The sequence below is a fragment of the Streptomyces nodosus genome (assembly GCF_008704995.1).
In the GTDB taxonomy this organism is placed as follows: Bacteria; Actinomycetota; Actinomycetes; order Streptomycetales; family Streptomycetaceae; genus Streptomyces; species Streptomyces nodosus.
Genome location: NZ_CP023747.1, coordinates 5288582 through 5302383, shown reverse-complemented (window position 1 = coordinate 5302383; position 13802 = coordinate 5288582). Strand labels below are relative to the sequence as shown.

The window sequence follows — 13802 nt, the reverse complement described above, 5'->3', positions numbered from 1 at the left end:
GAACGAAAGTGTTCAAGCTTTTCGCACGTTAGGCAGATATATACCGCAAATCAAACACGAAACGGGCTTATCACCCTCGTGCCGCAACGGACTCGGCGGACTCAGAGTTCCTCTCCGGGGATTCGGTCCTCGTCGAGGTCGGCCATGAACCGCTCAAGACGCCTGTTCGCTGCGGCGGGATCGTGCTTGGCCGCGGCCGTAATGACCAGCAGCTTCCGGGTCAGCGCCATCCGTACGCCCTCCGGGACTTGCAGTGCGCGCACGGTCGCGTGCGCTTCCTTGAGCCGGACCGCGACCGCCGCATAGAGCTGGAGTTGGCCGTCGTAGTCCATGCACAGATTGTGCCATCTGGGGCGAGTTGTCGCCCCCGCTGGGGGCAACTGCCGTCTGTCCGAGGTCTTCCGGGCGCTCCGTCCCCGCATGGCCGCGGACCCCGCCTACCCCTTTAACATCCCAGGTAACCAGGGGAGTTGCCGTCCCCCGCGGCGGCGTGCCGGACCCGTTCGGGGGCAGAAACGGCTGTACCCCCAACCGTCCACGATTGGGGGTACAGAGCGATGTCGGGTGGCCGAAACCAGCCCTTGCGGGCTGGGTGTCAGACCTGAAGCGTCCGCGGTTTGTATCCGGGGCGCTCCGTCTCGTACGCGGCGATGTCCGCCTCGTTGCGCAGGGTGAGAGAGATGTCGTCGAGGCCGTTCAGCAGCCGCCAGCGGGAGTTCTCGTCCAGCTCGAAGGCGGCGGTGATGCCCTCGGCCCGCACCTCGCGGTTCTCCAGGTCGACCGTCACCTCGGCCTCCGGGTCCCGCTCGACCAGCTCCCACAGGGCGTCCACGGTCTTCTGCTCCAGTACGACCGTGAGCAGGCCGTTCTTGAGCGAGTTGCCGCGGAAGATGTCGGCGAAGCGGGCGGAGATCACGGCCTTGAAGCCGTAGTTCTGCAGGGCCCAGACGGCGTGCTCGCGGGAGGAGCCGGTGCCGAAGTCGGGGCCGGCGACCAACACCGTGGCGCCCCGGCGCTCGGGGCGGTTGAGCACGAACTCGGGGTCCTTGCGCCAGGCCTCGAACAGCCCGTCCTCGAATCCGTCCCTGGTCACCTTCTTGAGCCAGTGGGCGGGGATGATCTGGTCGGTGTCGACGTTGCTGCGGCGCAGCGGGACGGCCCGGCCGGTGTGCGTGGTGAATGCTTCCATGACTCTCAGACTCCTGCGGGCGCGGGGGCGTCGGACAGATCGGCCGGGGAGGCCAGATGGCCGAGGACCGCGGTGGCGGCGGCGACCTGCGGGGAGACCAGATGGGTGCGGCCGCCCTTGCCCTGCCGGCCCTCGAAGTTGCGGTTGGAGGTGGAGGCGGAGCGCTCGCCCGGGGCCAGCTGGTCGGGGTTCATGCCGAGGCACATCGAGCAGCCCGCGTGCCGCCATTCGGCGCCGGCCTCCTTGAAGACCACGTCCAGGCCCTCGGAGACGGCCTGGAGGCCCACCCGCGCGGAGCCGGGGACGACCAGCATCCGTACGCCGTCGGCGACTTTGCGGTCCTTGAGAATCCCGGCGGCGGCCCGCAGGTCCTCGATGCGGCCGTTGGTGCAGGAACCTACGAAGACGGTGTCCACCGTGATGGAGTTCAGCGGCTGTCCGGCCGCCAATCCCATGTACTCCAGGGCTTTTTCGGCGGACAGGCGCTCCGATGCGTCCTCGTACGAGGCGGGATCGGGCACGGAGGCCGAAAGCGGCGCGCCCTGGCCCGGGTTGGTGCCCCAGGTGACGAACGGCGAGAGCTCGGCGGCGTCGATGACGACCTCGGCGTCGAATGCGGCGTCGTCGTCGGTGCGCAGGGTCTTCCAGTACTCCACCGCGGCGTCCCAGTCGGCGCCCTCCGGGGCGTGCGGGCGGCCCTTGAGATACGCGAAGGTGGTCTCGTCCGGAGCGATCATGCCCGCGCGGGCGCCGGCCTCGATCGACATGTTGCAGATGGTCATCCGGGCCTCCATCGAGAGCTTCTCGATGGCCGAGCCGCGGTACTCCAGGACATAGCCCTGGCCGCCGCCGGTGCCGATCCTGGCGATGATCGCCAGGATCAGGTCCTTGGCGGTGACGCCCTCGGGCAGTTCGCCGTCGATCGTGATCGCCATGGTCCTGGGGCGGGCCATCGGCAGCGTCTGGGTGGCCAGCACATGCTCGACCTGCGAGGTGCCGATGCCGAACGCCAGAGCGCCGAAGGCACCGTGCGTCGAGGTGTGGGAGTCACCGCAGACGACCGTGGTGCCCGGCTGGGTCAGGCCCAGCTGCGGTCCCACGACATGCACGACGCCCTGCTCGACGTCACCCAGCGGGTGCAGCCGGACACCGAACTCGGCGCAGTTCTTGCGCAGCGTCTCCAGCTGGGCACGGGAGACCGGGTCCGCGATGGGCTTGTCGATGTCGAGGGTCGGGGTGTTGTGGTCCTCGGTGGCGATGGTCAGGTCGAGCCGGCGCACCCGGCGGCCGCTCTTGCGCAGCCCGTCGAAGGCCTGGGGGCTGGTCACCTCGTGCAGCAGATGCAGATCGATGTAGAGGAGGTCGGGCTCGCCCTCGGCGCGCCGGACGACATGGTCGTCCCAGACCTTCTCCGCGAGTGTCCTTCCCATCGCTTTCCCTCCGGCCGGCACAGATGCGCCGGCCCAACTAGAGATCTTGGGGAGCGGCGCCCTCACCCCCGGTTCGGGGCATCCGCCGCCGGGCCCGTCGGTATGCGGCCCGTCATGACCTCCAGGGTGGCCCGTCGCACGGAAAATTGAACTTGCGTTTCACAAAGTGAGACGGGAGTATCGTTTCATGGACAACAGTAGCGGCGTCGGCGTTCTGGACAAGGCGGCCCTCGTCCTGAGCGCTCTGGAGTCCGGTCCGGCCACCCTGGCGGGTCTGGTCGGCACCACCGGACTGGCACGACCCACGGCCCACCGCCTGGCCGTGGCGCTGGAGCACCACCGCATGGTGGCGCGTGACATGCAGGGCCGCTTCATCCTCGGCCCCAGGCTGGCCGAGCTGGCCGCGGCGGCGGGCGAGGACCGTCTGCTGGCGACGGCGGGGCCCGTGCTGACCCATCTCCGCGATGTCACGGGCGAGAGCGCGCAGCTCTACCGCCGCCAGGGGGACATGCGGATCTGTGTCGCCGCCGCGGAGCGGCTGTCCGGCCTCCGGGACACGGTGCCGGTCGGCTCGACGCTCACCATGAAGGCCGGTTCCTCGGCGCAGATCCTGATGGCCTGGGAGGAGCCGGAGCGGCTGCACCGCGGACTGCAGGGGGCCCGCTTCACGGCGACGGCGCTGTCGGGTGTGCGGCGTCGCGGCTGGGCCCAGTCCATCGGGGAGCGCGAGCCGGGCGTGGCCTCGGTGTCCGCCCCGGTGCGCGGCCCCTCCAACCGTGTGGTGGCCGCGGTCTCGGTCTCCGGGCCCATCGAGCGTCTGACGCGTCACCCGGGCCGGATGCACGCCCAGGCGGTCATCGACGCGGCCGCCCGTCTCTCGGAAGCGCTGCGCCGCGCCGGCTGACCCTTCCTGCACCGCGCCCCTCCCGGGAGCAGGCCCGCCTCAACGCCGCGGCGGGCCCGTGCCCGGTCTCACCACTCCTCCGAGGTCCTGTGTCTCCCCGGATGAGCCCCGGGCGCTCAGGGCTTCCGCAGCCGGTCGGCCGCCCGCTCTCCCCGGCGGCCCACGGGCATGACCCCGGTGGCCTTGGCCAGGCCCGACTCGGGCATGTTCACATAGACGGACTCATAGGACCCGGCCGGGACCACATAGGTCTCGTGCCAGAAGCCGACCTTGCCCCTCCCCTCGCGCACCCGCCGGTTGAAGGCGGCCCAGGCCGGGTGGTGCTTCCTGTCGGGCGCCGCGGCATAGGCGAGAAGCTTCTCCCTGGACTCCCAGTACTGCACATACCCGACCTCGCGCACCCCGCTCAGCTGGGACTCATAGCCGAGGAGTCCGCTGTCCCGGTCGTCCACGAGCTCCTTGAGCATCGGGCCCATCGCGCTGAGCACCGGCCACCAACTGCGCACCGCGGTGAAGCTGTTGATCCGCACCCCGATGAGGAAGACGACCATCTCGCCCTCGCTCGCGGCGGTCATACGCCCTTCGATCGGCTTCATGCTCATGCCGTCCCCCACTCCTGTTCGTCCGGCCCCCGCCGGAACCGCCTCTTCCGTTGGATAGCTCCACTATCCATGCTTGGATAGTGCCACTCCCCAACGGGAGGGCGCAAGAGAGCGCGGAAGAGAAAGGGCACGGAGCGGAATGCGACTGGCGGAGCTGAGCACACGCAGCGGCGTCTCCACGACGACGATCAAGTTCTATCTGCGTGAGGGGCTGCTGCCCCCGGGCCGCCGGGTCACGGCCACCCAGTCCGACTACGACGAGGGGCATCTGCGGCGGCTGCGACTGGTGCGGGCGCTGATCCAGGTGGGACGCATCCCGGTCGCCTCGGCCCGGGACGTGCTGGCGGCCCTGGCGGACGACAGACTGAGTCCCAACGAACGCCTGGGCACCGCCACATGGGCGCTGCCGCACGGCCCGGCGCCCGACGAGACCGATCCCGCCGTCGAGGCCGCCCGGCACACGGCCGACGAACTCATGGACCGCCTCGGCTGGGGCCGGGGTTCCACGGCCGATCCGCTGCCCACGGCGCCGGCACGCGGAACGCTGGTGACCGCGATCGCGGCGCTCTCCCGGCTCGGCTACCCGTGCTCCGCCGAGGACTTGGAGCCGTACGGGCGCGCGGCGGAGCGGATCGCCGCCACCGACCTGGACATGGTCGAGCGTTACGGAACACCGGACGAGCAGGTGGAGGCCGCGGTGGCACTGACGGTGCTGTACGAGCCGGTCGTGCTCAGCCTGCGGCGGCTGGCGGAGGTCGAGGAGTCCCACCGCCGGTTCGTCGAGGAGTGACAGGGAGCCCCGACACGCCGAAGGGCCCTCTCGAGGGAGAGGGCCCTTCCTGGTGTGTACCCCCGACCGGATTCGAACCGGCGCTACCGCCTTGAGAGGGCGGCGTGCTAGGCCGCTACACAACGGGGGCAAGGATCTTGCGTTTCCGCAGATCCGAGCTGGTCTACCTGGACTCGAACCAAGACTAACTGAACCAGAATCAGTCGTGCTGCCAATTACACCATAGACCAAAGTGGTTTAGACCAGTCAGTACCCCCGACCGGATTCGAACCGGCGCTACCGCCTTGAGAGGGCGGCGTGCTAGGCCGCTACACAACGGGGGCCCTGGCGATCCTCATCCGGCGGTGACCGGATGTTGTCCACAGAAGGGCAGTGGGAGCGACCCGAGCTGTCCTCATGGGAAGGATCTGTACCCCCGACCGGATTCGAACCGGCGCTACCGCCTTGAGAGGGCGGCGTGCTAGGCCGCTACACAACGGGGGCTCGCGGATGGGATCCGCGGGTGCAGATGAGCTCTGCGAGCTGGCCTACCTGGACTCGAACCAAGACTAACTGAACCAGAATCAGTCGTGCTGCCAATTACACCATAGGCCACTGGAACGCAAGCCCCTGAGGGGATCTTGTTCTAGCTTGCGCCTCCGGTTACCGGCCTTTCGGCCCGCTCTCCGGCGGCGCAGGAAGAACATTACCCGAAGGTGGACGGCGCTCCAAAACGGGTATCCGTGCGGAGTACCGCGGGGAGTTCGGCGAGGGAGCCGATCCGGTGCGGGCCGGCGGACGCGCGGACCCCCGTGCCGCCCCCGTCCACGGCGGTGCCCGCGCCCGTGCGGTCGATCCATACGGAGAGCAGACCGGCCTCGGAGGCGCCCCGGCCGTCGATCTCCGGATGATCACCCACATAGGCGACCTCGTGCGGGGCCAGCCCCAGTGCGTCGCAGGCGGCGTGGAAGGCCCGCGCCTCGGGCTTCGAGACGCCGAGCTCCACGGCGCACAGCACGGCCTCGAAGCGGTCGCGGACACCCAGCACCCGCAGCTTGCGGTCCTGGACGGTGAGGCTGGAGTTCGACAGCACCGCATGGCGGTGGCCGACGGCGAGCAGGTCGAGGACCGGCAGGACGTCCGGGAAGAGGGCCCAGGCCGCCTCGTAATGGCGCAGGTACCGCCGGAACCAGTCGTCGGCCTCCGCGTCGGTCAGCTCCGGGCCCGCGAAGGCCCGCACCCGGTCCCGGCGCTGCCCCTCGAAGGAGACCTCCCCGGCCGCGAACCGCGCCCACTGGATCTCGGTGATCTCCCGCCAGCGCGCGAGGGCCTCCTCCGCGGTACGGAAGGCGTCGAGCAGGTTCTCGGCCGCCAGGTGGTTCCGCATGCCGGCGCGGTCGGCGGTGGTGTAGTCGAAGAGGGTGTCGTCGATGTCCCAGACCACTGCTCTGATCGCCATGCCCCGACCGTACCCCGCCCGCGCGGCGGGCCGGGAGGGCACCGGGGGTGACGGCCGCCTCGACCGGGCGTGACGGTACCGGCGGGAAGGCTCGGCGCCGGTGGGCGGCCTTCCGGACCGTGGCCGGCGGCCGGAGAACGCGCGGGGCGGCAGCCTCCCCGGCTGCCGCCCCGCGTCATATGTCAGGCGGTGGTTACGCCGCCAGCTTCGCCAGCGCGGCGTCGATGCGGGCCAGCGTCCTCTCCTTGCCCAGGACCTCAAGGGACTCGAAGAGCGGCAGCCCGACCGTGCGGCCGGTGACGGCGACCCGGACCGGGGCCTGGGCCTTGCCGAGCTTGAGGCCATGGGCCTCACCGGCGGCCAGAACCGCCTCCTTCAGCGATTCCGCCGAGGTCCAGTCGGCCGCGTCCAGCTTCTCGCGGGCCGTGCGCAGCAGGGCGTCGCTGCCCTCCTTCATGGCCTTGGTCCAGGACGCCTCGTCGGACACCGGCTCCGCCAGGAACAGGAAGTCCACGTTCTCGGTGATCTCGGACAGCACCTTGACGCGGGTCTGCGCGTGCGGGGCGATCGCCTGCCACTTGCCCTCGTCGAAGTCCTCCGGCGCCCAGGGCGCGAAGGGGGCCTTCAGCCACGGCCGGCAGCGCTCGGTGAAGTCCTTCACCTCGAGCAGCCGGATGTGGTCGGCGTTGATCGCCTCGGCCTTCTTCAGGTCGAAGCGGGCCGGGTTGGGGTTGACATCCGTGATGTCGAAGGCGGCGACCATCTCCTCGACGGTGAAGATGTCACGGTCCGCGGACAGCGACCAGCCCAGCAGGGACAGGTAGTTGAGCAGGCCCTCAGGCAGGAAGCCGCGCTCGCGGTACAGGTTCAGCGAGGACTGCGGGTCACGCTTGGACAGCTTCTTGTTGCCCTCGCCCATCACATACGGCAGATGGCCGAACTCGGGCACGGACTTCGCGATGCCCAGCTCGATCAGCGCCTTGTACAGGGCGACCTGGCGGGGGGTGGAGGAGAGCAGGTCCTCGCCGCGCAGCACATGGGTGATCTCCATCAGCGCGTCGTCGACCGGGTTCACCAGGGTGTACAGAGGAGCGCCGTTCGCCCGGACGATCCCGTAGTCCGGCACGTTCTCCGGGGTGAAGGTCAGCTCGCCCCGGACCAGGTCCCGGAAGGTGATCGTCTCGTCGGGCATCCGGAAGCGCACGATGGGCGCGCGCCCCTCGGCCTCGTAGGCCGCCACCTGCTCGGCGGTCAGCTCGCGGCAGTGACCGTCGTACCCGGAGGGCTTCCCGGCGGCGCGGGCGGCGTCGCGGCGGGTGTCCAGTTCCTCCGTGGTGCAGTAGCAGCGGTAGGCGTGGCCCCCGTCCAGGAGCTTCTGGGCGACGTCCTGGTAGATGTCCATCCGCTGCGACTGGCGGTACGGCGTGTGGGGGCCGCCGACCTCCGGGCCCTCGTCCCAGTCGAAGCCCAGCCAGCGCAGCGAGTCCAGCAGCTGGAGGTAGGACTCCTCAGAGTCGCGGGCCGCGTCCGTGTCCTCGATGCGGAAGACGAACGTACCGCCGGTGTGGCGGGCGAACGCCCAGTTGAACAGGGCGGTGCGGACCAGGCCCACATGGGGGTTGCCGGTCGGGGACGGACAGAAACGGACGCGGACGTTCGCGTTAGCCACGCTTGATCACCTTGTTGGTGAGAGTGCCGATGCCTTCGATGGTGACGGCGACCTCGTCGCCGACGCTGAGGGGGCCGACCCCCGCGGGGGTGCCCGTGAGGATCACGTCGCCGGGGAGCAGCGTCATGGCCTCGGAGATGTTCACGATCAGATCCTCGATCGAGTGGATCATCTCGCTGGTGCGGCCGAGCTGGCGCTGCCGCCCGTTGACCGTGAGCTGGATGGTGAGGTCGCCCGGGTCGAGGTCGGTCTCCACCCAGGGGCCCAGGGGACAGGAGGTGTCGAAGCCCTTGGCCCTGGCCCACTGCTTCTCGCGCCGCTGGACGTCACGCGCGGTCACGTCGTTGGCGCAGGTGTAACCGAGGATCACGTCCTTGACGCGCTCGCGCGGGACCTCGCGGCACATACGGCCGATCACCACGGCGAGCTCGGCCTCGTGGTGCAGCTCCTGGGAGAAGGAGGGGTAGGCGATCTCGTCGCCGGGGCCGATCACCGAGGTGGACGGCTTGAAGAAGGCGAAGGGGGCGTCGGGCACCTCGTGGCCCAGCTCGCGCGCGTGCTCGGCGTAGTTGCGGCCGAAGGCCACGACCTTGTTGGGGAGCACCGGCGGCAGCAGCCTGACCTTGTTCAACGGCACCTTGGTGCCGGAGAGCTCGAAGTCCGCGAACGGGATGCCCTTGATGATGTCGAGGACGAGCTCCTCTGGCCTCTCGCCCTCGACCGCGCCGAAGGCGACGTTCCCGTCGATGGAGAATCTGGCGATGCGCACGGGATCCTTGCGCCCCTCACTGAGCTGGCTGGAGTCTGACGCTCCAGGCTAACGCGGCGAAGGGCGGGCGGCCTCGCGCGGAACGGCGGACCCGGCCGGGGCAGGACTGCGGTCGCTGGTCCCGGCGCGGCCGGCGGGCGAGGCCGGGCTCGGAGGGGCGCGTCCAGGCAGCCGCTACGACGCCTGCTGCTCGGCGGCCGGGGTGTGGGCCGGGATCTCCATCAGAACGGTGCGCCTGGGGTTGGCGGTCCGGGTGGGAAGCTCGACGGACTGTTCCGGGACCGCCGGCACCTGCAGCTCGTCCGCGTCGGCGAGATGCGCCAGGGTCGTGCGCCGCGGGTTGGCTATCGTGCGGAACATCATCGTGGTCTTCACTGTTGTCGTATGCCCTGTCGTCGCGGGCGCCCCGGACAGGCCCCAAGGACTGTCGCCAAAGCGCGGGTTGTCGGATTCGCCATCCCTGTAAAGCCTCAGGCTAAACATGCAATTCCCGCCCGACGGCAAGAAAAAGTCATGATCCCCGTGTGAGTTTGCTCACTAGAGGGCGAGCAAAAAGGGCATTCCAGTCCGTCAAGTCACCCTGACGAAACGGACATTGCTTGATTGAAGCCCGCATTCCGCTCCCGGCCACAATGGCCGGGACCCCTTGCCGGGGCACACGGATCGCTCACTTACGTCCGTTATGTATGAGATGCATTTCTACATCTTGTAATCCCATCCTTACGGGGCGTCACGACGGTGAGCGGCTCGCTCATCGGCCTTGTTGGAGATCCGCCACTGTGCTGGAATTCCACGGACCGCCGCGGGGGATCGCACCGGCGCACAGAGGCGCGAAGAAGCAACATGCGCCGAGCAGCGGCGGGAAGGGGGAGCCTGCGCCGGTCACTCACGACCATCAGGGGACGTTTTCAGGGCGGCCCCCACCACGCCGACACCGTCCCGCCGCTCACGCGGAGGGGCGCCTGGTCCAGAGGTTGCGACGCTAGTGCAGGGACGTTTCAAGAGGGATGGCAGCGCTTCGGCGGAGCCGGAGCCGCACGGCGGGACTGGCCCCATGGCCGTCAGCTCCTCGCCCCAGCACGCCCAGAACCCGGGACCGACACCGTCCGGCGGCGGCGCTGACCGCGCCGGGCGCGGCGGTACGCCCGCGGCCCCCACACCCACCGAACCACCCAAGAACACCCCCGCGATCGACTCCGGCTCGCGCATAGCCCTGCGCAACTGGCGCATCTCCACGCGTCTGGTGTCGCTGCTCGCTCTCCCCGTGGTCGCCGCGACCACGCTCGGTGGGATGCGCATCAGCGAGAACATGGACCAGATCGAGCAGCTGGACAACATGAAGCTGCTGACGGAGATGACCACGCAGGCGACCCAGCTGGCGGCGGCGCTCCAGGAGGAGCGCGACCAGTCCGCGGGTCCCCTCGCCCACGGCGCGAACGCGAGCGACTTCACGGTCAAGGGCGTCCGCGACAGGACGGACCGCGCCAAGCAGACCTTCCTCGAGGGCACCCAGGAGATCGGTGACGCCACCGACCAGGGCCGGCTCTCCGGCGTCCGCGACAGCATCGTCGGTATCGCGAGTGAGCTGAACAACCTCAGCGCCATCCGGGCCAACGCCTACAAGTCCGCGAGGAACTCGACCCAGACGGTCGAGGCGTACCACCGCCTGATCGACCATCTGCTGAGCCTGTCGCAGGACATGGCCGAGGCGACCAGCAACCCGGAGATGATCCAGCGCACCCGCGCCCTGGCGGCCTTCTCCACCTCCAAGGAGTACGCCTCCATGCAGCGCGCGGTCATCGCGGCCGCGCTGCCCGCCAACAACACCACGTTCGGCGACCTCTCCGAGAACGACCGTCAGTACGCGCTCTCGGCCCTGGAGAGCCAGGACTCCCAGCTGGACAGCTTCCGCAGCATCTACGGCGAGGGCGTCGACGAGCTGCTGAAGCCGATCGACCAGGCGAGCCCGACGATCGAGAAGGCCGACGCCTACGCCGGCCACATCCTGAAGAGTGCCGCCGGCCTCAAGAACGAGGACAAGCACTCGTACAAGGACTGGATCGACGACGACTCGGCGAAGATCCAGCAGATGAAGAGCATCGAGGGCCAGCTCCTGGAGGAGATGGAGCAGAAGGCCCGTGGGCTGAAGAGCGCCTCCCAGCGTGAGGCGATCATCTCCGGTGCGCTGATCCTGCTCGTCCTCGGTGTCTCCCTCGTCGGCGCCTTCGTCGTGGCCCGCTCCATGATCCGGTCACTGCGCCGGCTCCAGGACACCGCCACCAAGGTCGCCCAGGAACGTCTGCCCGAGCTGGTCAAGCAGCTGTCCGACTCCGACCCGCAGGACGTCGACACGTCCGTGGAGTCGGTCGGTGTGCACTCCCGGGACGAGATCGGCCAGGTGGCCGCGGCCTTCGACGACGTGCACCGCGAGGCGGTCCGCCTCGCCGCCGAGCAGGCCCTGCTGCGGGGCAACGTCAACGCGATGTTTACCAACCTCTCGCGTCGCTCCCAGGGTCTGATCCAGCGCCAGCTGTCGCTGATCTCCGAACTGGAGTCCCGCGAGGCCGACCCGGACCAGCTGTCCTCGCTGTTCAAGCTCGACCACCTCGCGACGCGTATGCGCCGTAACGGTGAGAACCTCCTCGTTCTCGCGGGTGAGGAGCCCGGCCGTCGCTGGACCCGCCCGGTCCCGCTGGTCGACGTGCTCCGCGCCGCCGCGTCCGAGGTGGAGCAGTACGAGCGCATCGAGCTGGCCTCGGTCCCCGGGACCGAGGTCGCCGGCCGGGTCGTCAACGACCTCGTGCACCTGCTCGCCGAGCTGCTGGAGAACGCCACCTCGTTCTCCTCCCCCCAGACCAAGGTCAAGGTCACCGGTCATGCGCTGCCCGACGGCCGGGTGCTGATCGAGATCCACGACACCGGTATCGGTCTGTCCCCCGAGGACCTCGCCCAGATCAACGAGCGGCTCGCCGCTCCGCCCACGGTGGACGTCTCCGTCTCCCGCCGCATGGGCCTCTTCGTGGTCGGTCGTCTGTCGCAGCGTCACGGCATCCGCATTCAGCTGCGCCCGTCGGACTCCGGCGGTACCACCGCGCTGGTCATGCTTCCGGTCGATGTCGCCCAGGGCGGCAAGAAGCCGGCTCCGGGCAAGCCCGGTCAGGGCGCCCCCCAGAGCGGTGGCCCGGCCGCGGCGCAGGCCGCCGCCGGTGCGGCCGCGGCCCGTCGCCAGGCACAGCAGGGCGGCGGGGCCTCCGGTCCCGCGGGCGGCCGGGGACTCGGCGCCGCCCCGCAGCGTGGGCAGGTGGGTCCCGGACAGGGCCAGCGTGCCGCGCTGCCCGGCAACGCCCCGGGCGGCCGTCCGGGCGGTCCGGGCGGACAGCAGGGTGGCGGCGGACTGTTCGAGCAGGGGTCGGCCCCCACCCCGCAGCAGGGCCGTACGGCCCCGGCGGGCGCGGGCGGCGGTGCCTTCGGACAGGGCGGCGCGGACCCGTTCCAGCCGGCCCAGGGCTTCCAGGACTCCGGCCCCCGTCAGGGCGGCTTCGGCGACGGTGCCCCGGGCCAGCGCCAGGGCGGCGGCTTCGGCGACGACCGCCAGACCGGCGCACCGCAGCAGCAACAGCAGCCTCAGCGGGCCAAGGAACGCGGTGGCCGCCGTCGTCCGCAGCTGCCCGGCCGCGGCGGTCCGCGCGCCGAGCTGCCCGGTGGCAGCCCGCAGCAGCGGACCCCGAGCTGGAGCGACGAGAACGCCCAGCCGCCGGCACCGCGTGCCTCGCTGGACGCCCCGCGCGGTCACGAGGAGCCGGACGCCCTGTCCGCGACCTCGCAGATGCCCCGCATCGACGACCGCCAGGGACCCGGCTCCACCTCCGAGTTCCCGCGGCCCGATTTCAACGCGCCGCCTCCCGGGGCCGGTGACGCCAATGACGGCGGTCAGTTCGTCCGCTCCGATGTCTTCGGCAGCTCCGGTCACGGCGGACCGAGCCAGTACCCGGCCGTCGGCCAGCAGGGCACCGGGCAGTACCCGGCCGTCGGCCACCAGGACACCGGCCAGTACCCCGCCGCGGGGCAGCAGGGCCAGTACCCGGCCACGGGCCAGCAGGGCACCGGCCAGTACCCGGCCGTCGGCGGCCACCAGGACACGGGGCAGTTCCCCGCCCCGGGGCAGCAGGGCCAGTACCCGGCCACGGGCCAGCAGGGCACCGGCCAGTACCCGGCCGTCGGCGGCCACCAGGGCACCGGCCAGTACCCCGCCGCGGGACACGCCCAGGACCCGGCCGCCACGGGCCAGTTCGCCGCGCAGGGCTACGACGCCTCCGGCACGGGCCAGTTCGCCGCCCAGCAGGGGTACGGGAACGCCCAGGACCCGGCTGCCACGGGCCAGTTCGACCGGTCCCGGACGGGCGGTGAGGGCTACGGTGCCTCCCGGCAGCCGGCCCCGCAGCGGCCCGCGCGCCGTCAGGAGCCCGAGGCCCTGCCGCCGGCTCCGTCCCCCGCTCAGGGCGACGGGCGCACGCCGCTGTACGACAACCTGGAGACCAACTGGTTCCACGGGCAGCAGGGCCAGGCCCCCGGGCAACAGGCCCCCGCGCAGCAGACCCCCCAGCAGCGTGCCCCCCAGCAGCAGACACCTCAGCAGCCCGCTCCCCAGCGGCAGGCTCCTCAGCAGCGCGCTCAGCAGCAGACTCCTCAGCAGCAGGCGTCCCAGCGTCAGGCTCCTGCGGCCTGGCGCAGCTCGCCGAACGACGAGCTCGTCCGCCAGGCCGAGCGGGTACGCCAGCCGGCCTCGGGCGGAGTGACCACCTCCGGGCTGCCGCGCCGGGTGCCGCGCGCCAACCTGGTGCCGGGCACGGCCCAGCAGCAACAGAACCACACCGGTCCGCAGGTCTCGCGTGCGCCCGACGACGTACGCGGCCGGCTGACCAACCTTCGACGGGGCATAGCCCAAGGTCGCCAGGCCAACACCGGCCAGACCGGCGACTTCCCCAGCCCCACTCACCAGCAGGAGCGATAG

General features: G+C 70.6%; 11 protein-coding genes and 5 tRNA genes. 3 read left to right on the top strand and 13 right to left on the bottom strand.

Annotated elements, in window-relative coordinates:
* Positions 1 to 101 precede the first annotated feature (101 nt).
* The 3 genes from CP978_RS23955 to leuC form a co-directional block, all read right to left on the bottom strand.
* On the bottom strand, positions 102 to 332 hold the full coding sequence (locus CP978_RS23955; RefSeq protein WP_043444139.1) for an SCO5555 family protein: 231 nt from the start codon (positions 330 to 332) through the stop codon (positions 102 to 104).
* A gap of 263 nt (positions 333 to 595) precedes the next feature.
* The gene (gene leuD / locus CP978_RS23950) at positions 596 to 1189 is read right to left on the bottom strand and encodes a 3-isopropylmalate dehydratase small subunit (protein WP_043444137.1); all 594 of its coding nucleotides are present in this window, start codon (positions 1187 to 1189) and stop codon (positions 596 to 598) included.
* A 5-nt stretch (positions 1190 to 1194) separates the two neighbouring features.
* Positions 1195 to 2619 (bottom strand): 3-isopropylmalate dehydratase large subunit, encoded by a 1425-nt coding sequence (gene leuC, locus CP978_RS23945; protein WP_043444135.1) that lies wholly within the window; start codon positions 2617 to 2619, stop codon positions 1195 to 1197.
* Positions 2620 to 2806: 187 nt separating this feature from the next.
* Between leuC and ndgR the strand changes: the two genes are divergently transcribed.
* Positions 2807 to 3523, top strand: a complete 717-nt coding sequence (ndgR, locus tag CP978_RS23940) for an IclR family transcriptional regulator NdgR (RefSeq protein WP_043444133.1) — start codon at positions 2807 to 2809, stop codon at positions 3521 to 3523.
* A 116-nt stretch (positions 3524 to 3639) separates the two neighbouring features.
* On the opposite strand, the gene CP978_RS23935 is transcribed toward ndgR, so the two are convergent.
* Positions 3640 to 4125, bottom strand: coding sequence for a DUF4188 domain-containing protein (locus tag CP978_RS23935; protein ID WP_174498665.1), 486 nt, complete (start codon positions 4123 to 4125; stop codon positions 3640 to 3642).
* Positions 4126 to 4264: 139 nt separating this feature from the next.
* On the opposite strand from CP978_RS23935, the gene CP978_RS23930 reads away from it, so the two are divergent.
* Positions 4265 to 4915 carry a MerR family transcriptional regulator gene (locus tag CP978_RS23930; RefSeq protein WP_043444131.1) on the top strand — a complete coding sequence of 217 codons (651 nt, stop codon included), beginning with the start codon at positions 4265 to 4267 and terminating at the stop codon, positions 4913 to 4915.
* Between the two features lie 57 nt (positions 4916 to 4972).
* Here the strand turns inward: CP978_RS23930 and CP978_RS23925 are convergent.
* The 9 genes from CP978_RS23925 to CP978_RS23885 form a co-directional block, all read right to left on the bottom strand.
* Positions 4973 to 5045, bottom strand: a tRNA-Glu gene (locus CP978_RS23925).
* A 28-nt stretch (positions 5046 to 5073) separates the two neighbouring features.
* Positions 5074 to 5145 (bottom strand) — tRNA-Gln (locus CP978_RS23920).
* Positions 5146 to 5165: 20 nt separating this feature from the next.
* Positions 5166 to 5238 (bottom strand) — tRNA-Glu (locus CP978_RS23915).
* 87 nt (positions 5239 to 5325) lie between these two features.
* Positions 5326 to 5398, bottom strand: a tRNA-Glu gene (locus tag CP978_RS23910).
* A 39-nt stretch (positions 5399 to 5437) separates the two neighbouring features.
* Positions 5438 to 5509: transfer RNA gene (locus tag CP978_RS23905), tRNA-Gln, on the bottom strand.
* Positions 5510 to 5600: 91 nt separating this feature from the next.
* Positions 5601 to 6353, bottom strand: coding sequence for an HAD family hydrolase (locus CP978_RS23900; RefSeq protein ID WP_043444130.1), 753 nt, complete (start codon positions 6351 to 6353; stop codon positions 5601 to 5603).
* Between the two features lie 193 nt (positions 6354 to 6546).
* The gene (gene gltX, locus CP978_RS23895) at positions 6547 to 8022 is read right to left on the bottom strand and encodes a glutamate--tRNA ligase (protein ID WP_043444128.1); all 1476 of its coding nucleotides are present in this window, start codon (positions 8020 to 8022) and stop codon (positions 6547 to 6549) included.
* Positions 8015 to 8791 carry a fumarylacetoacetate hydrolase family protein gene (locus tag CP978_RS23890; RefSeq protein ID WP_043444126.1) on the bottom strand — a complete coding sequence of 259 codons (777 nt, stop codon included), beginning with the start codon at positions 8789 to 8791 and terminating at the stop codon, positions 8015 to 8017. The genes gltX and CP978_RS23890 overlap by 8 nt, the downstream gene beginning before the upstream one ends.
* Before the next feature lie 174 nt (positions 8792 to 8965).
* Entirely contained in the window at positions 8966 to 9166 is a 201-nt protein-coding gene (locus tag CP978_RS23885) for a hypothetical protein (protein ID WP_043444124.1), read from the bottom strand.
* 610 nt (positions 9167 to 9776) lie between these two features.
* On the opposite strand from CP978_RS23885, the gene CP978_RS23880 reads away from it, so the two are divergent.
* A complete protein-coding gene (locus CP978_RS23880) occupies positions 9777 to 13802 on the top strand; it encodes a sensor histidine kinase (protein WP_150478297.1) in 4026 nt (1341 codons plus the stop codon).